General features: G+C 72.8%; 15 protein-coding genes and 1 pseudogene. 12 read left to right on the top strand and 4 right to left on the bottom strand.

The genetic code is table 11. The features are described from left to right. Window positions 1-99: 99 nt before the first annotated feature. A complete protein-coding gene (locus ACQPXS_RS31505; RefSeq protein ID WP_433452656.1) occupies window positions 100-1,323 on the bottom strand; it encodes a L,D-transpeptidase in 1,224 nt (407 codons plus the stop codon). 288 nt (window positions 1,324-1,611) lie between these two features. Here ACQPXS_RS31505 and glgX point away from each other — a divergent pair, with 288 nt between their 5' ends. From glgX to ACQPXS_RS31480, 5 genes and pseudogenes are all read left to right on the top strand, one after another. Beyond that, window positions 1,612-3,876, top strand: a complete 2,265-nt coding sequence (gene glgX / locus ACQPXS_RS31500; RefSeq protein WP_433452654.1) for a glycogen debranching protein GlgX — start codon at window positions 1,612-1,614, stop codon at window positions 3,874-3,876. A 104-nt stretch (window positions 3,877-3,980) separates the two neighbouring features. Next, a complete protein-coding gene (locus ACQPXS_RS31495) occupies window positions 3,981-4,487 on the top strand; it encodes a SigE family RNA polymerase sigma factor (RefSeq protein ID WP_351810441.1) in 507 nt (168 codons plus the stop codon). A gap of 9 nt (window positions 4,488-4,496) precedes the next feature. Then, window positions 4,497-5,072 carry a hypothetical protein gene (locus ACQPXS_RS31490; RefSeq protein WP_433452653.1) on the top strand — a complete coding sequence of 192 codons (576 nt, stop codon included), beginning with the start codon at window positions 4,497-4,499 and terminating at the stop codon, window positions 5,070-5,072. Window positions 5,073-5,143: 71 nt separating this feature from the next. Then, a pseudogene (locus ACQPXS_RS31485) lies at window positions 5,144-5,923 on the top strand (dolichyl-phosphate beta-glucosyltransferase); the annotation flags it as partial. 29 nt (window positions 5,924-5,952) lie between these two features. Then, entirely contained in the window at window positions 5,953-7,194 is a 1,242-nt protein-coding gene (locus tag ACQPXS_RS31480) for a hypothetical protein (protein WP_433452651.1), read from the top strand. A 58-nt stretch (window positions 7,195-7,252) separates the two neighbouring features. On the opposite strand, the gene ACQPXS_RS31475 is transcribed toward ACQPXS_RS31480, so the two are convergent. The 3 genes from ACQPXS_RS31475 to ACQPXS_RS31465 form a co-directional block, all read right to left on the bottom strand. After that, window positions 7,253-7,777: a hypothetical protein gene (locus tag ACQPXS_RS31475; RefSeq protein WP_433452650.1), complete on the bottom strand. Its 525-nt coding sequence runs from the start codon at window positions 7,775-7,777 to the stop codon at window positions 7,253-7,255. A gap of 266 nt (window positions 7,778-8,043) precedes the next feature. Beyond that, on the bottom strand, window positions 8,044-9,918 hold the full coding sequence (locus tag ACQPXS_RS31470; protein ID WP_433452648.1) for an ABC transporter ATP-binding protein: 1,875 nt from the start codon (window positions 9,916-9,918) through the stop codon (window positions 8,044-8,046). Then, window positions 9,915-11,708, bottom strand: coding sequence for an ABC transporter ATP-binding protein (locus tag ACQPXS_RS31465; RefSeq protein ID WP_433452647.1), 1,794 nt, complete (start codon window positions 11,706-11,708; stop codon window positions 9,915-9,917). The genes ACQPXS_RS31470 and ACQPXS_RS31465 overlap by 4 nt, the downstream gene beginning before the upstream one ends. A 195-nt stretch (window positions 11,709-11,903) precedes the next feature. On the opposite strand from ACQPXS_RS31465, the gene ACQPXS_RS31460 reads away from it, so the two are divergent. The 7 genes from ACQPXS_RS31460 to ACQPXS_RS31430 all read left to right on the top strand — a co-directional run bounded on the left by ACQPXS_RS31460 (window position 11,904) and on the right by ACQPXS_RS31430 (window position 21,581). Continuing rightward, window positions 11,904-12,812, top strand: coding sequence for an ATP-binding cassette domain-containing protein (locus ACQPXS_RS31460; protein ID WP_433452645.1), 909 nt, complete (start codon window positions 11,904-11,906; stop codon window positions 12,810-12,812). After that, the gene (locus tag ACQPXS_RS31455; protein ID WP_356310365.1) at window positions 12,809-13,543 is read left to right on the top strand and encodes an ABC transporter permease; all 735 of its coding nucleotides are present in this window, start codon (window positions 12,809-12,811) and stop codon (window positions 13,541-13,543) included. The genes ACQPXS_RS31460 and ACQPXS_RS31455 overlap by 4 nt, the downstream gene beginning before the upstream one ends. A gap of 25 nt (window positions 13,544-13,568) precedes the next feature. Continuing rightward, entirely contained in the window at window positions 13,569-14,819 is a 1,251-nt protein-coding gene (locus tag ACQPXS_RS31450; protein WP_433452644.1) for a sensor histidine kinase, read from the top strand. After that, window positions 14,809-15,453 (top strand): response regulator transcription factor, encoded by a 645-nt coding sequence (locus ACQPXS_RS31445; protein WP_365333245.1) that lies wholly within the window; start codon window positions 14,809-14,811, stop codon window positions 15,451-15,453. The genes ACQPXS_RS31450 and ACQPXS_RS31445 overlap by 11 nt, the downstream gene beginning before the upstream one ends. A gap of 91 nt (window positions 15,454-15,544) precedes the next feature. Further along, a complete protein-coding gene (locus tag ACQPXS_RS31440) occupies window positions 15,545-17,251 on the top strand; it encodes an ABC transporter transmembrane domain-containing protein (protein ID WP_433456041.1) in 1,707 nt (568 codons plus the stop codon). Next, window positions 17,248-19,119 (top strand): ABC transporter ATP-binding protein, encoded by a 1,872-nt coding sequence (locus ACQPXS_RS31435; RefSeq protein ID WP_433452642.1) that lies wholly within the window; start codon window positions 17,248-17,250, stop codon window positions 19,117-19,119. Before ACQPXS_RS31440 ends, ACQPXS_RS31435 begins: the two co-directional genes overlap by 4 nt. 419 nt (window positions 19,120-19,538) lie before the next feature. Next, complete coding sequence (locus ACQPXS_RS31430; protein WP_433452640.1) at window positions 19,539-21,581, top strand: M4 family metallopeptidase; 2,043 nt, start codon at window positions 19,539-19,541, stop codon at window positions 21,579-21,581. Window positions 21,582-21,742 lie beyond the last annotated feature (161 nt).

Below are 21,742 nucleotides of genomic sequence, written 5' to 3'. Positions count from 1 at the left end.
ATATTAACCGCCTGGTTTTGAGCGAGGTGTCAGGCGAATGTCACCGTTCCGTCGCAACTTCCGCCCGCACCGCCGCCCGAACCCGGGTCCCTCACCTGGTTACTTCACCGCGCTGCCGGCTTTCCACTCCTTCCAGGTCATGTTCCATCCTCCGAGGCCGTTGTCGGGTGCGACGGTCTTCTCCGTGCTGCCCACCACTTCGATGACGTCGCCGACGAGACTGCGGTCGAAGAACCAGCCGGCGGGGGTGGCCGGACTGCCGCCCTTGACGTCCCTGAGGCCCACGCAGCCGTGGCTGACGTTGATCCGCCCGGGGGCGTCCGGCGACCAGTAGTTGCCGTGCACGAAGGTGCCGGAGTCGGTGAGCTTCATGGCGTGCGGCACGTCGGGGATGTCGTACTCGCCGCCGAAGCCGACCGTGCGGCCGTTCATGCGGGTGACGTCCCGCATGTCCATCACCACCATCTTGCCGTTGTACGTGGGGTTCCGCGGGGAGCCCGCGGTGATCGGCACGGTGGCGAGCAGCCGGCCGTCCCGGCGTACCTGCATGGTGTGCGTGGCGGCGTCGACCAGCGAGGTCTGGCTGCGGCCGACGGTGAAGGCGAACGTCTTGTCCTGCAACCCGTAGACGCCGGGCGCCCCTTGGACGTCCCGCAGGTTCAGGTCGACGGTGACCTCGGTGCCGGGCTTCCAGTACCGCTCGGGGCGGAAGTCGAGACGGCCGGCGCCGAACCAGTGCGGGCGGATCTCGACGGGGGGCCGCGCGCTGACCCGGACGGCACGTTCGACGGCGGCCCGGTCGGCGATCCTTCGGCCGAAGTCGATCGAGACGATCATGCCGGTGCCGACGACGGCACGGTTCTCGGGGGTGACGTAGCCGATGAACCGCTGGCCGGGGACGAACGTGGTGAAGGTCGTGTGCCGGGCGGAGCGGCGGCCGTCGGAGTCCAGCGCCACGACGTCGACGGTGTACGTGGCGGCGAGCGCCAGCCGGTCCTCGTCCGGCCGCCAGGTCCGGCCGTCGGCGCCGATGTGCCCGGGCACCGGGGATTCCTGCGCGTCCTGCGACCTGACGACGGTCACCTTCTGCAGCCGTCCGTCGGGTACGTCGACCCGCAGCGGCCGGCCGGGGCGGACGGCCTTGCTGTCGTCGTCGGGGGTGACGTGGATGACGTCCTCGGGTGCCGGGGGTTTGCCGGGCGCTCCGTCCGGCCCCGTCGTTCCGGAGCCCCCGAAGGAGCACCCTGCCAGCAGTGCCGCCCATGTCAGTACGGCGGCCGGCGCGACCCCCGTGCGCCGCGCGCGTCCTTGTACGTGCCTCACGCGGGGCTCAACGACCGGGCCCGCTCCGGGGAAACGTGAGTGCGACGCACGCACTGGGCAGAACAGAGGGAAGGACGACACGCTGGGGAGCCGCCGCGCCCGCGCCGGAGGGGGGCGCCCTCTTGGATCGGATCGGCTGAAAGGGACGTCAAGCGCGATCCAGGGGGCGCCCCCGGCCGTCGGGGCGCAGCCGTACCGGGCGGCCGAGGGTGCTGCGGGGCAGCCTCGGCCCTTCGGTGCGGCCGGCCGCGCCGCCCCGGGGCGAGCCACTGAAAGAGGGGCCGACAGGTGACGAGCGCAGCCGAGCAGCGGGCACCGGCCGGGGAGCCGGCCGCCGGGACCGGGCAGCAGGCCGTGGTGAACGGCGCCCGGCGCGCCGCGGTGCCGGCCCCGGTGGTGTGGCCGGGCGCCCCGACACCGCTGGGGGCCCGGTTCCGGGTCGGCCCGGACGGGGTCGCGGGCACCAACTTCGCGCTGTGGGCGGCCGGGGCGGAGGCGGTCCGGGTCTGCCTGTTCGACGAGCGGGGCCGGGAGACCCAGGTCCGGCTGACCGAACTTACGCACGAGATCTGGCACGGCTTCGTGCCGGGTGTGATGCCGGGGCAGCGGTACGGCTACCGGGTGGACGGCCGCTGGGACCCGTGGACCGGCGCCCGCTGGAACCCGGCCAAGCTGCTGCTGGACCCGTACGCGCGCGCGGTGGACGGCGCCGCGGGGAACGACTACAGCCGGCTGCCGCCGGAGGTGTACGGGCACGTCCGGGACTGGCCCGAGCAGCAGGTGGCGGACACCGTGCGCGACGACCGGGACTCGGCGCCGTACGTCCCGAAGGGCGTCGTCGTGCACGATGACGACGACTGGTCCGACGACCGGCGCCCCAAGACGCCCTGGGCGGACTCCGTCATCTACGAGCTGCACGTTCGCGGCTTCACCAAGCTCCACCCGGGCATCCCTCGACAGCTGCGCGGCACCTACGCGGGCCTCGCGCACCCGGCGGCGATCGAGCACCTGGTGAAGCTGGGCGTCACGGCCGTCGAGCTGCTCCCCGTGCACCAGTTCGCCCACGAGGACCACCTGCTGCGCCGGGGCCTGCGCAACTACTGGGGCTACAACTCCATCGGCTATTTCGCCCCGCACGCCGCCTACGCGGCCTCCGGCACGACGGGCCAGCAGGTCGGCGAGTTCAAGCGGATGGTGCGCGCGCTGCACGCGGCCGGCATCGAGGTCATCCTCGACGTGGTCTACAACCACACGGCGGAGGCGGGCGAGCTGGGCCCGACCCTGTCCCTGAAGGGCATCGACAACCGCGGTTACTACCGCCTGCAGGACGACGCCCGCCGCTACGCCGACTACACCGGCTGCGGCAACACTTTGCACGTCGTCCAGCCCCAGGTGCTGCGCCTGATCACCGACTCGCTGCGCTACTGGGTGACCGAGATGGGCGTGGACGGCTTCCGCTTCGACCTCGCGGCGGCGCTGGCCCGCTCGATGCACGACGTCGACATGCTGTCCCCGTTTCTGGCGGTGATCGCCCAGGACCCGGTGCTCAGGCGCGTCAAGCTGATCGCCGAGCCGTGGGACATCGGCTCGGGCGGCTACCAGGTGGGGGCCTTCCCGCCGCTGTGGACGGAGTGGAACGACCGCTACCGGGGCGCCGTCCGCGACTTCTGGCGGCACGCCCTGCCGGACGTGCGGGAGATGGGCTACCGCCTGTCCGGCTCCAGCGACCTGTACGCCTGGGGCGGCCGGCGCCCGTACGCCTCGGTCAACTTCGTCACCGCGCACGACGGGTTCACCCTGCGCGACCTGGTGTCGTACGAGCGCAAGCACAACGAGGACAACGGCGAGGACAACCGCGACGGCACCGACGACAACCGCTCCTGGAACTGCGGGGTCGAGGGCGAGACGGCGGACGAGCGGGTACGGGCCCTGCGCCGCCGTCAGCTGCGCAACCTGCTGACGACGCTCCTGCTGTCCACCGGCGTGCCCATGCTGGTGGCCGGCGACGAACTCGGCCGCACCCAGCGCGGCAACAACAACGCCTACTGCCAGGACAACGAGATCAGCTGGCTGGACTGGTCGCTGCTGGAGGACCCGGCCTGGCGGCCCCTGTTCGACCTCACCTCGCGACTGATCGCCCTGCGCCACCGGCATCCGGTGCTGCGCCGCCGCGCCTTCTTCTCCGGCCGCGCCCACTCTGCGGACGGGCTGCGGGATCTGGCCTGGTTCACCGCGCGGGGCACCGAGATGACCGAGGACGACTGGTACGCCCCCGCGGCCACGCTCGGCATGTACCTCTCCGGCCGGGACATCCCGGGCCGCGACGAGCGGGGCGCACCGGTCGCGGACGACAGCTTCCTGGCGATCCTGCACGCGGGCGAGGGCCCGGCGGTCTTCGCGCTGCCGGGCCGGCCCTGGGCGGACCGGTACGAGGTCGTCGTGGACACCTCCCGGGAGGACCAGACCGAGCCTCCGGGCACGGTCCACCCGGCGGGCGCGGAGATCACCGTGCCGGGCCGGTCCGTACTGCTCCTGCGGGTCGCCCCTGTGTGACGGCTGTGCGTGACGCGGATCACGTTCGGCCGGTGCAGCGTTCCCGGGCCTCCAGAGTCTTTCTCCTGGTGGAGAAACTGCCGGCGAGAACGGGGACCGTGAGGATGGAGCAGGCTCGGGCCGGTGAGTACGACGCGTTCGTGGCGGCCCGCTGGTCGGTGTTGTTCCATCTGGCCCGTCTGCTCACCGGAGGGGATCGGCACCGGGCCGAGGATCTGTTGCAGGAGTCCTTGGTCAAGCTGTGGTTCGTCTGGCCGAAGGTCGCCGACGAGGCGCCGGAGGCCTATGTGCGCAAGGTGCTGGCGCGGGCCGCGGCCCGTTCGGCCCGCCGGCGCTGGTGGGGCGAGCGGCCCGTGGAGGAGCTGCCCGAGGTGGCGGCGGCCGGCGACATGTCGGCGACCGTGGTCGAGCGCTCCCGGCTGGAGGCGGCGCTCGCCCAGCTGAGCCCGCAGCAGCGGGCCGCGGTCGTGCTGCGCTACTACCAGGACCTGCCCGACCGGCAGGTCGCGCAGATTCTGGGCTGCCCGGTGGGCACCGCCCGGTCCCATGCCGCGCGCGGGGTGGCCCGGCTGCGCCGGCTGCTGGCCGACGTCATCGAGTCGGTGGGGTGAGGGGGACCCGTGAAGCACTTGGACGACACCGAGCACATGGATCACTTCGAGCGACAGTTGACGCGGCTCATGCACGGCACGCAGGAACCGGCGCGCTACGAACCCCGGCACCGGGAGGCGCTGTACGCGGGCGTGCGGGCCCGGCGCCGGGTGCGCGCGGCGCGCCGGGCGGCCGGTGCCGTGCTGGCGGCGGCCGGGCTCGGCCTCGGCCTGTTCCTGTGGCCGCACGGCCACACCGACGACCGGCCCACCGCTCCGCGCCCGCGGCCTGCGATCAGCCCGACCCCCCTGCCGACCACCGCGCCCAGCACGTCACCGAGTTCGTCGGAGCCGCCGAGCGGACCCCCGTCCACGCCCACGTCCACGCCCACGACGACGGACTCCCCGACGCCGGACTCGACTTCCTCGACCTCCAATGCGCCCGTGACCGGCGGGAGTTCGGCCTCCACCGGTGGGCCTCCGCCGTCCGCCACGGCCACCGCGACCTCGCAGGGCACCGCCACCACCGCGCCGGCCTCGGCTCCGGCGAGCCACCCGGCCGACCCGTCGTACACCCCCTCGTCGGTGGTCAGCCCGACCGACTGATCCGCGCCACCCCATCCCACCCGCGTGCCTTCGGCATGCCCGACAAACAAGCACAAACGGGGAACAATGTGATGAAACTCCAACGGAGCCGGCCTTCGTCCCTGGCGCAGGCGCCCCAGGGCGCACCCCTGCCGTCGCAGGTGGGCGAGCCCGTCCTGGACCTGGTGGTACCGGTGTTCAACGAGGAGAAGGACCTGGAGCCGAACGTCCGGCGGCTGCACTCGCATCTGCGGGACACCTTCCCCTACCCCTTCCGGATCACCGTCGCCGACAACGCGAGCACCGACGGCACCCCGGACATCGCCGCCCGGCTCGCCGGCGACCTGCCCGAGGTGGTCTCGCTGCGGCTGCCCGAGAAGGGCCGCGGCCGGGCACTCAGGGCGGCCTGGTCGGGTTCCCGGGCGCCCGTGCTGGCCTACCTCGACGTGGACCTGTCCACGGGACTCGCCGCGCTGCTGCCGCTGGTCGCACCGCTGATATCCGGCCATTCCGACCTGGCCATCGGCACCCGGCTCGCGCCCGGCGCACGGGTGGTGCGCGGCGCCAAGCGCGAGATCATCTCCCGCTGTTACAACGTCCTGCTGCGCTGCACGCTCGCCGTCGGCTTCTCCGACGCGCAGTGCGGCTTCAAGGCGGTGCGCCGCGAGGTCGCCGAGCGGCTGCTGCCCCAGGTGCGGGACGGGGAGTGGTTCTTCGACACCGAACTGCTGGTGCTGGCCGAGCGGGCGGGCCTCAGGATCCACGAGGTCCCGGTGGACTGGGTCGACGACCCCGACAGCAGTGTCGACATCGTCGCCACCGCGCTGGCCGACCTGCGCGGGATCGCCCGGATGCTGCGCACCCCGGCCCGCCGCCGTCGCCGTAGCGGACCGGTCGCGTCATGACCGTGACCCTGCCCCGGATACAGCCCTCCCCCGCACCGCCCGCGCCCGGCTCCCGGCTGCGGGCCGCCGCCCGCCGGCACGGCCCCGTGCTCGCGCTGTTCGGCGCGCTGAAGCTGACGGGCTTCCTCTCCTTCCTGTACCTGCTGTCCTCGGCCGGGGACTACCGCACCAAGGACCCCCGGTTCGGGGGCGGTGCGCACGCCTGGGACGTGCTGGCCACCTGGGACGGCTGGTGGTACCAGCAGATCGCCCTGCACGGCTACGACCCGAGGCTCGTCCACGTCCCGGGCGCCACCGGGCTGATCACGCTGGAGGGCAACTCGGCGGCGTTCTTCCCGCTGTACCCGGCGCTGATGCGGATGGTCATGGCCGTCACCGGCCTCGGCCCGTACGGCGCCGGCCTGCTGGTGTCGGTCCTCGCCTCCTTCGCCGCCGCGCTCGGCGTGTACGCGGTCGCCGAACGGTTCGGCGGGCGGCGGGCCGGACTCGCCGCGGCCGGGCTGTGGGCGGTGTGGCCGGGCTCGGGCGTGGAGTGGGCGGTCTACTCGGACTCCCTCTATGTGGCCCTGGCCGCCTGGACCTGTCACGCCGTCATGACCCGCCGCTGGGTGACCGCCGGAGTCCTCGCCTTCGCGGCCGGCCTCAACCGGCCCACGGCCGCCGCGCTGATCGCCGGGGTCGGCGTCGCCGCGCTGCTCTCCCTGCGCCGCCAGACGGACGACAGCCTGCGCCCGCTGCTCGCGGCGGCCCTGGCCCCGCTCGGGCTGATCGGCTATCTGGTCTGGGTCGGCGACCGCATGGGCGATCTGGGCGGCTACTTCAAGCTGCAGTCGGGTGCCTGGGCGCACGAGTTCGACTACGGCAGACAGACCCTGGAGGTGCTGACGTCCGTACCGGTGGGCCACTTCGGCGGCTATCTGTTCGCCTACCCCTTCGCGGACGTCATCGGCGTCGGTGTGGTCCTGCTCGCGTTCGCCCTGCTCCCCCTGCTGCTGCGCCTGCGCCCGCCGGCGGTGCTGGTCGTGCACACCGTGCTCACCCTCGCCCTGGTCCTCGGCAGCCAGCAGATCTTCGCGAACGTCTCCCGGTATCTGCTGCCCTGCTTCCCGCTGTTCCTGCCGCTCGCGGTCGCGATGCGCCGGCTGAGCCTGCCCGTGCAGTGCACCCTGCTCGGCATCGCCGCGCTCGCCTCCGGGTCGTACGCGGGGTATGCCCTGTTCGAGCTGGGGGTGCCGTGATCCCGCAGGGGCCGGCTGCCCGGGAAGAAGGTCACCGGTCCCTGCGGGAAGGGGAGGCTCAGCTCAGGCCGAGGCTGGACAGGGCGGTCGTCCAGTCGGTCATGATGGCGTTCTGCGCGTCGGCGAGGCCGATGTCACCGGCGCACACGGCCCTCTTCAGCTTGTTCTCGACGGTGTCCTTGTCCGCGGAGGTCCCGTCGCCGTAGTGCGGCTCGGGCCAGAGGTTCTCCTCGCTCCTCGGGGCGCCGCCGAGTTCGAGCGGGACGAAGTGGTCCTCCTCGTAGTCGGAGAGGTTGGTGTCGGAGTAGCCGTACTCGGCGATCTGCTGCTTCTTCAGCGCGGTGGTGTAGGAGCTGGGCGGCCGTACGGTCGCGGTCCAGCCGGAGACGCAGATGGTCGAGTCGATGGTGTCCTGGGTGACGTCGGGGTTGAGGTCGCCGGGTGTGCAGACCGGGTCGGGCAGGGGGAGGTAGTCCTGGCTGCAGCCGGCGGCGTGGGCGGAGCCGGTGGTGACGGTGAGGCCCGCGGCGGCGAGGACGAGGCTGGAGAGGGTGGTCACCAGGGGGCGCGGTATTCGGGACATGTGGGGGTCTCCCGGTGCGGTGCCCGGCAGAGGTCCGGGCGGTCGTGAGCATGACAGCACCGGGATCGTCTATGCGAGTAGACCCCTTTGCCCGACCGAGAGCCCCTTTGATTGAACGTTTATCCACGTGAGGACAGCGCGAGGCGAGCCCTTGACGCGGGCTTGACGACGCACCCGGCGGAGCGGCCCGGGCGGGCGCCGGCGCGGGCGTGATCACTCGTCAACTACCCATCACAGCCCGCGTGAACACCAGCTGAACCGCACACCTACGCCAGGCTGTCCCGCCACGCCTTGTGCAGATCCGCGAACCGGCCCGTGCCGCCGATCAGTTCCTCCGGTCGGCCGTCCTCGACGATCCTGCCGTGCTCCATCACCAGCACCCGGTCGGCGATCTCCACAGTCGACAGCCGGTGTGCGATCACCACCGCCGTACGGCCCCGCAGCACCGTCGACATCGCCCGCTGCACGGCCCGCTCGCCCGGGATGTCCAGCGAACTGGTCGCCTCGTCCAGGATCAGCACCGCCGGGTCGGCAAGCAACGCGCGGGCGAAGGAGACCAGTTGGCGCTGCCCCGCCGAGATGCGCCCGCCGCGCTTGCGGACGTCGGTGTCGTAGCCGTCGGGCAGGGCGCTGATGAACTCGTGCGCGCCGATCGCCTTCGCCGCCCGCTCGATCTCCTCCCGGGTGGCGTCGGGCCGGCCGATGGCGATGTTGTCGGCGACCGTGCCCGAGAACAGAAAGGCCTCCTGGGTCACCATGACCACCCCGCGCCGCAGTTCCGGCACGGGCAGCTCGCGCAGGTCCACGCCGTCCAGCAGCACGCGGCCGTCGGAGGGGTCGTAGAAGCGGGCCAGGAGCTTGGCGAGCGTGGACTTGCCGGCGCCCGTGGAGCCGACCACGGCGACCGTCTGACCGGCCGGCAGGGTCAGATCGAAGCGGGGCAGCACCTCGCCGCCGGTGCGGTAGCCGAACCGGACCCCCTCGAAGACGACCTCGCGGCCGGGGAAGCCGCTCTCGACGGGCGGCAGTTCACGGGGTGCCGCCGGTTCCGGCACGGACGGGGTCTGGGCCAGCAGCCCGGCGACCTTCTCCAGCGAGGCGGCGGCCGACTGGTAGGAGTTCAGGAACATCCCCAGCCGGTCGATCGGGTCGTACAGCCGGCGCAGATACAGCACCGCCGCCGCCAGCACCCCCAGCTCCAAAGAGCCGGACGCCACCCGGTAGGCGCCCCACAGCACGATCCCCGCGACCGCCGTGTTGGCGACCAGCCGGGAGCCGACCACATAGCGGGCCATCTCCAGCAGCGCGTCGCCGTTCGTCCGCTCGTGCCGTCTGTTGAGCACGGCGAACTCGGCGTCGTTGGCCGCCTCCCGGCGGAAGGCGCGCACCGGGCGGATGCCGTTCATCGTCTCCACGAACTTCACGATCACCGCCGCGATCGCCGTCGACCGCGCCCGGTACACCCGCCCCGCCCGGCGCTGGTAGACGCGGACGAGCAGGTACAGCGGCACGAACGAGGCCACCGCGACCGCGCCCAGCGAGAGGTCCAGCCACAGCAGCATCGCCGAGATGTAGACGAAGGACAGCACGACGGTCACCAGCTCCTGGAGCCCGTCGTTGAGGAGTTCGCGCAGCGACTCCACGTCGGTGGTGGAGCGGGAGATCAGCCGCCCGGAGGTGTACCGCTCGTGGAAGTCGATGCTCAGTGCCTGAGCGTGCCGGAAGATCCGGCCCCGCAGATCGAGCAGCACGTCCTGGCTGACCCGGGCGGAGGCCTCGATGAACGCGAACTGCAGCAGGCCGGAGGCGAGGGCGCACAGCAGATAGCCGACGGCGACCGCGGTCAGCGGGCCGTACCGGTGGTCCCGGAACGCCGGTACTGCGTTGTCGATGGCGTACGCCACCAGCAGCGGGCCCACCTGGACCGCCGCCTGCTGGAACAGCAGCAGGAGCGTGGTGACCACGGCCCGGGCCTTCAGGGGCGCGAGCAGGGAGCGCAGCAGGGCGGCCGTGGCGCCGGGCGGGGCGGGCAGTACGTCCCGGTCGAAGACGTCGCCCGAGTCGTTGCCGGTGCCCTGCCCCTGCGGGCCGGGGAGTTCGTCGTCCTCGGCGGTGGGCGTGGAGGCGGTGGTGGTGGTCAACGGGAGTCCTCCGTGTCCTCGAAGTCTCCGGACATCAGATGCGCGTACTCGGGGTTGGAGCGCAGCAGTTCCTGGTGGGTGCCGACGGCGGCGATCCGGCCGCCCGAGAGCAGGGCGACCCGGTCGGCGAGCAGCACCGTCGACGGGCGGTGGGCCACGATCAGCGCGGTGGTGTCGGCGAGGACCTGCCGCAGCGCGGCCTCGACGGCGGCCTCCGTGTGGACGTCCAGGGCGGACAGCGGGTCGTCCAGCACCAGGAACTCCGGTCTGCCGACCACCGCGCGGGCCAGCGCGAGGCGCTGCCGCTGGCCGCCGGAGAGACTGAGGCCCTGTTCGCCGACGCGGGTGTCGGTGCCCTGGGGGAGGGCGTGCGCGAAGTCGGCCTGGGCCACGGCGAGGGCCCGGTCGAGGTCCGGCTTCGCGGCGCCGTCCGGGGCTCCCATCAGCACGTTCCCGCCGACGCTCGTGGAGAACAGCGTGGGTTCCTCGAAGGCGACGGCGACCTTGGCGCGCAGTTCCTCGCGGGGCATCGCGGCGATGTCGACGCCGTTGAGGGTGATGCGGCCCGAGGTGACCTCGTGCAGGCGGGGGACGAGGGCGGTGAGCGTCGTCTTCCCGCTGCCGGTGGCTCCGACCAGGGCCATGGACTCGCCGGGGCGGATGTGGAGGTCGATGCCGTGGAGGAGGGGCGGGGAGCCGGGGGGTGCATCGGGGTAGCGGAAGGAGACGTTCTCGAACCGGAGTCCGTACGTGGCCGCGGGCCGTCGTGCCGCTCGGGCCGCGGGGGTGCCCCGGTCCTCCGGCACCTCGTCCATCACCTCGAAGTACCGTTCCGTGGCCGTCGCCGCCTCCTGGCTCATCGCCAGCAGGAACCCGATCGAGTCCACGGGCCACCGCAGCGCGAGTGCCGTACTCAGAAAGGCGACCAGCGTGCCCGCCGACAGCCCCCCGTCGGCCACCTGTACCGCACCCAGCACCAGCGCCGCCCCGATCGCCAGCTCCGGCAGCGTCACGATGACACCCCAGATCACCGCCAGCAGCCGCGCCTTGCGCAGCTCGGTGCCGCGCAGGGTGACCGCCAGCTCGCGGAACGCCCGGGCCTGGCTGCGGTGCCGGCCGAAGCCCTTGATGATGCGGATGCCGAGCACGCTCTCCTCGACCACCGTCGTCAGGTCGCCGACCTGGTCCTGCGCGCGCCGCGCCACCAGGGCGTAGCGCCGCTCGAAGACCGCGCAGGTCCACATCACGGGGATGGCCGGACCGAGGATGACCAGCCCGAGCACCCAGTCCTGGATCAGCATGATCACCACGCCGACCAGGATGGTGACCGCGTTGACCAGCAGGAAGGTCAGCGGGAAGGCGAGGAACATGCGCACCAGCATCAGGTCGGTCGTGCCGCGCGACAGCAGCTGGCCGGAGGCCCAGCGGTCGTGGAAGGCGACGGGCAGCCGCTGCAGATGGCCGTAGAGGCCTGCCCGCATCTCCGCCTCGACGCGCGACAGCGGACGGGCCACGAGCCAGCGCCGTATGCCGAACAGGACCGCCTCGGCGATCCCGAGCAGGAGCAGATACAGCGCCCCGAGCCAGACTCCCGCCGGGTCCCGGTCGGCGACCGGTCCGTCCACGATCCACTTCAGGACGAGCGGGATCACCAGGCCGGTGCAGGAGGCGACGATCGCGACGAACGCGGCCGTGAACAGCCGTGCCCGCACGGGGCGGACGTACGGCCACAGCCGCAGCAGGGTACGAACGGCGGAACGGTCCTCGGTGGTTGCACGTGTCGTGGGCATCACTCGCGAGCGTACGGACCGGCACTGACATCGCCCACTGAGTTTCGGCCGGACCCGGGTCCGCCGTTGGTCCTACGACCTGCCTGTTCGAGCACCCGGACACGGAGGTCGTAGCCGGCATCAACCGATCGGACGATGCCGCTTCGAGCGAGGCGGCCGATGTGCCGGGCCCCTGACGCCCGGGATTCTCGGAGCATGCCATCCGTCATCGAAGTCACCGATCTGCGCAAGGCGTACGGCGGCCGGGCCGTCGTCGACGGCGTCTCCTTCGCCGTCGAGGAGGGCGAGGTCTTCGGGATCCTCGGCCCGAACGGCGCCGGCAAGACCACCACCGTGGAGTGCGTCGAGGGGCTGCGCGTGCCCGACGCCGGCCGGGTCCGGGTCGCCGGTCTCGACCCGGTCGCCGACCACGACGAGGTCGCCAGGATCCTCGGCGCCCAGCTCCAGCAGAGCGAGCTGCAGCCCAAGCTGACCGTGCGCGAGGCGCTGGAGCTGTACGCCTCCTTCCACCCGGACGCCGCCGACTGGCGGCCGCTCGCCGAGCGCCTCGGCCTCACCGCCAAGCTCGGCACCCGGTTCGCCAGGCTGTCCGGCGGGCAGCGGCAGCGGCTGTTCATCGCGCTGGCCCTCGTCGGCAACCCGCGGGTGGTCGTGCTGGACGAGCTGACCACCGGGCTCGACCCGCGCGCCCGCCGCGACACCTGGCAGCTGATCGAGGACGTCCGCGCGAGCGGCGTCACCGTGCTCCTCGTCACCCACTTCATGGAGGAGGCGCAGCGGCTGTGCGACCGGATCGCGGTGATCGACAAGGGGCGGTTGGCCGCCCTGGACACCCCGGCCGGGCTGATCCGCCGGTCGGCGGGCGCCACCGTCATCAGCTTCACCCCGTCGGCCCCGCTGGACGACGACGACCTCGCCGCCCTCCCCGCCATCGCCTCGATCGAGCGCAAGGACGGCCGGATCACGCTCTCCGGCACCGACGAGACCGTGAACGCGGTCATCACGCTGCTCGCCCGGCACCGCGTCACCGCCCATCAGCTGCGCGTCCTCGACGCCACCCTCGACGACGCGTTCCTGGACCTGACGAAGGAGGCCGCGGCATGAACACCGCCGTCCTGCGCACCGAGTTCCGTCTGTTCCGCCGGGAACCCGGCGCCGTGTTCTGGATCTTCCTGTTCCCGACGCTGCTCCTGGTCATCCTCGGCTCGATCCCGTCGTTCCGGGAGGCCGACAAGTCCCTGGGCGGGCTGCGGCCGGTCGACGCCTACGTCCCCATCGCCGTGCTGATCGCGCTGATCATGTCCGGGGTGCAGTCGCTGCCCCAGGTCCTGACCGGCCACCGGGAGCGGGGCATCCTGCGCCGGATGCGGCTCACCCCCGTACGGCCCTCCGCCCTGCTGTCCGCGCAGATGGTCGTGCAGGGCACGGTGGCGCTGGCCTCGGCGCTGCTCGCGCTCGTCGTCGGCCGGCTCGCCTTCGACGTGACGCTGCCCGAGCAGCCGGCCGGGTATCTGCTGGCCCTGCTGCTCGCGACCGCCTCGGCGCTCGCCCTCGGCTCGGTCGTCTCGGCGCTGTCCCGCACCACGAAGATCGCGAGCGCGATCGGCTCGGCGGTGTTCTTCCCGATGATGTTCTGCGCGGGCGTGTGGCTGCCGGTGCAGGAGATGCCGCACCCGCTGGCCCGGGTGGTCCAGCTCACCCCGTTCGGCGCGGCGGCTCGCGCCCTGGGCGAGGCGGCGGCCGGGCACTGGCCGGGCTGGCAGTACCTGGGCGTGCTCGCGGCCTGGACGGTGCTGCTGACGGCGGGGGCGGCTCGCTGGTTCCGCTGGGAGTGAGGAAGCCGTGCCGGACACTGGTGGGATGACGACCGCCGCGCACCAGCAGCCCCGGGCGTCCTTCGACACATGGGGGCCCTGGGCGTTGCTGGGCGTCGGTGTCGTCGCGGCGGCGATCTCGGCCCGCGCGGTCGGCATGGACCGGCCCGGGATGGTCGTCTCCGCCGCGCTCGTCCCCGCGGCCGTCGTGCTGCAGCTGTGCTGGGGGAGGGTGAAGCGGAAGCGGCCGGGCCCGAGCCGGACCGGTGTCTGCCTCTACCTGCTGCGCTGGGCCATCGCCTTCGTGCTGACCTGGGCCAACCCGTTCTTCGCCTTCTACGCCGTCACCGGCTACTACACCGCGGCCCGGGAGCTGCCCCGCCGTCTGGTGCTGCCCGGTCTCTTCCTGACCGCCGTCACCATGGCCGGCAGCGAGATCGGCGGCTGGCCGCCGCACGGGCTCATCCTGTGGCTCGGCTTCTTCCTCGTCCTGGCCGTCAACATGGGCATGGTCAGCGTGTTCACCCGGTACGCCCAACAGGAGCAGGAACGCGCCCGTGTCCAGGCCGAGACCATCGACGAACTGGAGCGCACCAACACGGCGTTGCAGCAGGCCCTGGACGAGAACGCCGCCCTGCACGCCCAACTCCTGGTCCAGGCACGGGAGGCGGGCGTCGCCGACGAGCGCCGCCGGCTCGCCGCCGAGATCCACGACACCATCGCCCAGGGCCTGACCGGGATCATCGCCCAGCTCCAGGTCGTGGCGAACGCCCCCGACCTCAGCACGGCCCGCACCCATCTGGAGCGCGCCTCCGACCTCGCCCGGCACAGCCTCGGCGAGGCCCGCCGCTCGGTGCACAACCTCGCCCCGGTCGCCCTGGCCGCCGACGGACTGCCGGAGGCGCTGAAGAAGACGGTCGCCGAATGGGGCGAGCGCGCCGGAGTGCGCGCCGAGTTCACGGTCACCGGCACCGCCGAGCAGCCGCACGACGAGGTCTCGGCGACCCTGCTGCGCATCGCCCAGGAGGCCCTGTCCAACGCGGCCCGGCACGCCCGCCCGACCCGGGTCGGGGTGACCCTGTCCTTCATGGGCGACGAGGTCACCCTCGACATCCGCGACGACGGCACCGGCTTCGACCCGGCCGCCGTACCGGAGCGCACGCACAGCGGCGGCTTCGGCCTGGACGGGATGCGGGCCCGCGCCGAGCGCATCGCCGGTTCCCTCACGGTGGAGTCGGAGCCGGGGCACGGCACGGCGGTGTCCGCTCGCGTACCCTTGGTCCGCGATGACCGCTGACCCCGCCATCACCCTCCTGATCGTCGACGACCATCCGGTGGTCCGCGACGGCCTGCGCGGCATGTTCGAGTCGGCCCCGGGCTTCCGGGTGCTGGGGGAGGCGGCGAACGGTACCGAAGCGGTGGCCAGGGCCGCGGCCCTGGACCCGGACGTGGTCCTGATGGACCTGCGGATGCCGGGCGGCTCGGGCGTCGACGCGATCCGCGAGCTGACCCGCCGGGGCGCCCGCGCGAAGGTCCTGGTCCTCACCACCTACGACACCGACTCCGACACCCTGCCCGCGATCGAGGCGGGCGCGACCGGCTACCTCCTCAAGGACGCTCCGCGCGACGAGCTGTTCACCGCCGTCCGCGCCGCCGCCGAGGGCCGTACGGTCCTCTCCCCCGCCGTCGCCTCCCGCCTGGTCCACGCCGTCCGCGCGCCCCGCACCCCGGCGGGCGAGCCGCTCTCGGCCCGCGAGCGCGAGGTCCTGGCCCTGGTGGCCAAGGGCACGTCGAACCGCGAGATCGCCCGCGAACTCTTCATCAGCGAGGCCACGGTGAAGACCCACCTCACCCATCTGTACGCCAAGCTCGGCGTCAACGACCGGGCGGCGGCGGTGGCGGCGGGGTACGACCGGGGGATCCTCGGGTAGGACCACCCCGGCTTAATTGGCTGGAGCAGCCGTCCCCGCCCCCGATAGGTTCGACGTTTCCCAGGGCGAGGCCGAGCCGATCGGGGGATCGATGATCGACGCGTACGAGGATCCGGGCACCCCGGACACGCGCGGCGGCTGGCGCTATCTGTGGTGGCTGGTGCTGCGCCAGCCCGGACGGTCGCTGGCCGGGGCGCTGCTGGGCAGTGTGTGGATGGTGCTGCTGGCCGCGCAGCCGTATCTGATGGCGCGGTCCGTGGACGAGGGGCTGGTGCCGGGGCGGCTGGGGGTGCTGGCCGCGTGGACCGCGGTGATGTTCGTGGTCGGGTCGGTGAACGCCTGGCTGAGCATCATGCGGCACCGCACGATGACCCGGGTGCGGATGGACGCCTACTTCCGCACGGTCAAGGTCGTCGTGGGCCAGGTGGTGCGGCTCGGGGCCGCGCTGCCGCGCCGGGCCGGGGCCGGTGAGGTGGTGACGATCGGGGTCGGCGACGTGCACACCGTCGCGCAGTCCCTGACCGTGGTCGGACCGGGCGTCGGCTCGGCCGTGGTCTACGTCGTGGTGGCCGGGCTGCTGCTGGCGATCTCGGCGCCGCTCGCCGCCGTCGTGCTGCTCGGACTGCCGGTGATCGCGCTGGTCACCGGACCGCTGACGCTGCGGCTGCAGGGCGCGGAGACCTCCTACCGGGAACGGCAGGGCGTGCTGACCGCGCGCATCGGCGACCTCGCGGGCGGGCTGCGCGTCCTCAACGGCCTGGGCGGCAAAGGGCTGTTCGCGGACGCCTTCCGGCAGGACTCGCAGCGGCTGCGCGCGCAGGGCTACCGGGTGGGCGCGGTGGCCAGCTGGGTGCAGGCGCTCGGCGTGGGCCTGCCCACCCTGTTCCTGGCCGTGGTGACCTGGCTCGCGGCACGGCTCGCGGCCCAGGGCTCCCTCACCATCGGCGAGTTGGTGTCCGTATACGGCTACGTCGCCGTACTGATCGGTCCCGTCGCCTTCTTCGTGCAGATGGCCTACGACCTCAACCGGGGCGTGGTGGCCGCGCGCCGGGTGGTACGGCTGCTGCGGCTGGAGCCGGAGCCCGACGAGGGCACGCTCCCGGCGCCCGAGGGACCGGCCGAGCTGCACGATCCGGCGTCGGGGGTGCGGGTGGTGCCGGGCCGGCTGACCGCGCTGGCCACCGCCCGGCCCGCCGAGGCCGCCGCCGTGGTGGACCGGCTCGGCCGCTTCGGACCGACCGACGCCACCTGGGGCGACGTACGGCTGGACGCCGTCCCGCTGGCGGACGTGCGGCGGCGGATCCTGGTCGCGGACAACGAGGCCGACCTGTTCGCCGGGCCGCTGCGGGAGGTCGTGGCCGCCGGGCACACCGCCGACGAGCAGGAGCTCGGCCGGGCGCTGTACGCGGCGGCCGCCGAGGACGTCGTACGCGGGCTGCCGGACGGCCCGGACTCGCCGGTGTCCGGCCAGGGCCGCAACCTGTCGGGCGGACAACGCCAACGCATGCGGCTGGTGAGGGCGTTATCGGCCGACCCCGAGGTGCTGCTCGCGATCGAGCCGACCTCGGCGCTGGACGCGCACACCGAGGCGACGGTCGCCCGGCGGCTGCGGCAGGCGCGCGAGGGCCGCACGACGGTGGTGACGTCCACCTCGCCGCTGATGCTGGACCGCGCGGACACGGTCCTGTTCCTGGTCGACGGCAAGGTCGCGGCGAGCGGACCACACCGGCGGCTGCTCGCGGCGGAGCCGGGCTACCGGGCACTCGTGGCACGGGACACGGAGGGGGTCGTACGGTGACGGCGGGCGAGGGACTGCTGCCGGTCGCCGACCGGGCTCGGGTGCGACGGGCCGTGCTGCGGCTGGTGCGGACCGACGGGCGGGCGTTCACCGGTGCGCTGCTGCTCAACGCGCTGGCGGCGGGGGCGGGGCTGGTCGGGCCCTGGCTGGTCGGGCGGATCGTCGACGACGTGCGGGGCGGGCAGGGCGCCGGCGCGGTGGACCGGCTCGCGCCATGGATCCTGGCGTGCGCGCTGGCCCAGTTGCTGCTGGCCCGGTGGGCGCGGCTCGTGGGGTACCGGTTCGGGGAGCGGACGCTGGCCCGGGTGCGCGAGGAGTACGTCGAGCGGGTGCTGGCCCTGCCCGCGTCCGTGGTCGAGCGGGCCGGCACCGGCGATCTGACGGCGCGCGGCACGGCGGACGTGGCGACCGTCGGCACCACGCTGCGGGACATCGGCCCTGAGCTGCTGGTGTGCATCGTGCAGGCGTTGTTCGTGCTGGTCGCCGTGTTCGCGCTCGACCCGCTGCTCGGGGCGTTCGGGCTGCTCGGGCTGACCCCCATCTGGGTGGCGCTGCGCTGGTATCTGCGGCGGGCCCGGGACGGCTATCTCGCGGAGGGCGCGGCCACCTCCCAGGTCGCGGAGATCGTCGCCTCGACGGCGGCCGGGGCGCGGACGGTCGAGGCGTTCGGGCTGCGCGAGCGGCGGGTGGCGGCGAGCCGGGACGCGCTGGAGCAGTCCCGCCGTACCCGCTTCTACACGCTGTTCCTGCGGACCGTGTTCTTCCCGGCGGTCGAGGTGACGTACACCGTGCCCGTGGTGGGCGTGCTGCTGCTCGGCGGCTGGCTGCACCAGCGGGGCGCGGTCGGGGTCGGCGCGGTGGTGGCCGCGGCGCTGTACCTGCGGCAGTTCACCGAGCCGCTGGACCAGATCCTGATGCGCGTGGAGCAACTGCAGAGCAGCAGCGCCTCGTTCGCCCGAGTGGAGGGGCTGGCGCAGGCGCCGCGCCAGGACGGCACCGGGCCGGCGCGGGACGCACACGAGGACACCACCAGGCCGGCGCGAGCCCGGGCCAAGGTGACCGGAACGCCCGCGCGGACCCCCCGCGCCGAGGCCGCCGCCGGCTCCCTCGTCCCGGCCGGCAACCGGATCGACGTCCGCGGGGTCCGGTACGCCTACGAGCACGGCGGCGAGGTGCTGCGTGGCGTGGATCTGACCGTGCGGCCCGGGGAACGGCTCGCCGTGGTGGGACCCTCCGGCGCCGGGAAGACGACGCTGAGCCGGTTGCTCGCGGGCATCGACCGCCCCGGCACGGGCACGGTGACGGTGGGCGGGGTGCCGGTCGCCGAACTGGAGCCGGAGCTGCTGCGCCGCGAGGTGGTCCTGGTGACGCAGGAGCACCATGTGTTCCTCGGCACGGTCCGCGACAACCTGCTGATCGCCGAACCGGAGGCCACGGACGCCGACCTGTGGGCCGCGCTCGCGGCGGTCGGTGCCGACGACTGGGTCCGTGACCTGCCGGACGGCCTCGACACCCGGCTCGGCGCGGGCGGCCGGTCCACCGACGGCTCGCAGACCCAGCAGCTCGCTCTGGCGCGCGTGGTGTTGGCGGATCCGCACACCCTGATCCTCGACGAGGCCACCGCCCTGCTGGACCCCACCACGGCCCGGCACACCGAACGCGCCCTCGCCGCCGTGCTGGAGGGCCGTACGGTCATCGCGATCGCCCACCGCCTGCACACCGCCCACGACGCCGACCGCGTGGCGGTCATGGAGAACGGCCGCCTGACCGAACTGGGCACCCACGAGGACCTGGTGACGGCCGACGGCGCCTACGCGGCCCTGTGGCGGACCTGGCAAGGGGACTCCGATCCGCGAACCACGGCCTGAGAGCCGTTCGCCGCGCACACCGCCGACGCCCCGGAACCCTCCACCCAGAACCGGACAACGGCGCCCGTGCCCACAGCGGGCGGTGGTCCCGCCGCCCCGACCACCGCCCGCCCTGCCGGCCCGCACCCTCCGCCCTGGTGACCCGCGCTCTCCTGCCCCGGTAACCGATCCGCATATCGAACATGAACATCCGGTCAACGAACCATTTCCGGCCAAGTTTGTGACGCGCTCCTGACAGGAAAGCTGATCCCCTGTCACTCTTCCCAGGCCGACTCACAGCAACCCCACAGTCACACCCGCGTCGTGTGAGCCGGCCTGCACGTGGTTCCGCGCACCGCCCTGTTCTGCCCGGACGTCCCCAACCCACCGTCCGGTCTCCCCTGGCCGCGCGACCCGCGGCCACGCAGAAGGAGTCAGTGTTGAGAAGCAGTTCCTCTCGCAGACGCACCCCCCACACCGCGCGTCGTACCGCCACGGTCGCCCTCGCCGGCGTCGCCGCCCTGATCGCCGCCGCCGTCCAGTCGGGCGCGGCGAGCGCCGCACCGGCCAAGCCCGGGCCCGGCAAGGTGAATCCGGCCCATGTGGCGGTCAGGCTCACGCCCTCGCAGCGCGCCGAGCTGATACGCCACGCCGACGCCACGAAGGCCGCCACCGCCCGCTCCCTCGGCCTCGGCGCCAAGGAGAGGCTGGTCGTCAAGGACGTCGTGAAGGACGCCGACGGCACTCTGCACACCCGGTACGAGCGCACCTACGCCGGCCTTCCGGTGCTCGGCGGCGACCTGGTCGTGGACAGCAACACGTCCGCCAAGACCATGGAGGTCGTCAGGGCCACGGGCACCCCCCTGAAGGTCGCCGGCCTCACCCCGGCCGTGTCGAAGGCCGCCGCGGAGAAGCAGGCGGTACAGCGGGCCAAGGCCCGGGGCGGGACGAAGTCCGCCGCGGACGGCGTCCGCAAAGTGGTCTGGGCGGCGACCGGCAAGCCCGTCCTGGCCTACGAGACGGTCGTCGGGGGCCTGCAGGACGACGGCACCCCGAACCGGCTGCACGTCATCACCGACGCCGCCACCGGCAAGAAGCTCTACGAGTACCAGGGCATCGAGACCGGCGTCGGCAACACCCGGTACAGCGGGCAGGTCACGCTGACCACGACCCAGTCGGGCTCGACGTACACGCTGACCGACGGGGCGCGCGGCGGCCACAAGACGTACAACCTGAACCACGGCTCCTCGGGCACCGGCACCCTGTTCTCCCAGTCCAACGACACCTGGGGCAACGGCACCACGTCCAACGCGGCCACCGCGGGCGCGGACGCCCACTACGGCGCGCAGGAGACCTGGGACTTCTACAAGAACACCTTCGGCCGCAGCGGCATCAAGAACGACGGCGTCGGCGCCTACTCCCGCGTCCACTACGGCAACTCGTACGTCAACGCCTTCTGGGACGACGGCTGCTTCTGCATGACCTACGGCGACGGCTCGAACAACGCCGACCCGCTGACCTCGATCGACGTCGCGGGGCACGAGATGAGCCACGGCGTCACCTCCAACACCGCGGGCCTGGAGTACAGCGGGGAGTCCGGCGGCCTGAACGAGGCCACCAGCGACATCATGGGCACCGGCGTGGAGTTCTACGCCGACAACAGCTCCGACGTCGGTGACTACCTCATCGGCGAGAAGATCGACATCAACGGCGACGGCACCCCGCTGCGCTACATGGACAAACCGAGCAAGGACGGCGGCTCCGCGGACAGTTGGTACGACGGCGTCGGCGACCTCGACGTCCACTACTCCTCCGGCGTCGCGAACCACTTCTTCTACCTCCTGTCGGAGGGCAGCGGCGCCAAGGTGATCAACGGCGTCAGCTACGACTCGCCCACCGCGGACGGGCTTCCGGTCACCGGCATCGGCCGGGACAAGGCGCTGCAGATCTGGTACCGGGCGCTCACCACCAAGTTCACCTCCACCACCGACTACGCGGGCGCCCGCACCGGCACCCTCGCGGCGGCCGGTGAGCTCTACGGCACCTCCAGCACCGAGTACAAGGCGGTGCAGGACGCCTGGGCGGCCGTGGCGGTCGGTTCGCGCTCCGACGGCGGCGGTGGCGGAGGCGGCGGTACGACGTACGAGAGCAACACCCAGGTCGCCATCCCGGACAACGGGCCCGCCGTCACCTCCGGCATCACGGTCTCCGGCAGGAGCGGAAACGCGCCGGGCAACCTTCAGGTGAGCGTCGACATCACGCACACCTGGCGCGGCGACCTGGTGATCGACCTCGTCGGCCCGTCGGGCACCGCCTACCGCCTGAAGAACTTCAGTTCCTCGGACTCGGCGGACAACGTGAAGCAGACCTACACGGTCAACGCCTCCGCCGAACCGGCCAACGGAACATGGACGTTGAGGGTGCAGGATCAGGCCACCTACGACACCGGAACGATCAACGGCTGGAAGCTGACGTTCCCGTAAATCGACGGCCAAATACCCGGGAAATGGGGGCCGTCCGAGGGTCCGACACCCTCGGACGGCACCCGTTAACACACCTGCAACGTTTCCCGGACAGTCGACTTCCGGCCAACATCACTTCAGGGTCCTGACATGTACGCGCCCCTAATGTCACCCTTCCTTCA

The organism is Streptomyces sp. CA-142005, assembly GCF_050942335.1.
In the GTDB taxonomy this organism is placed as follows: Bacteria; Actinomycetota; Actinomycetes; order Streptomycetales; family Streptomycetaceae; genus Streptomyces.
This window is presented reverse-complemented; position numbering and strand designations above follow the sequence as displayed.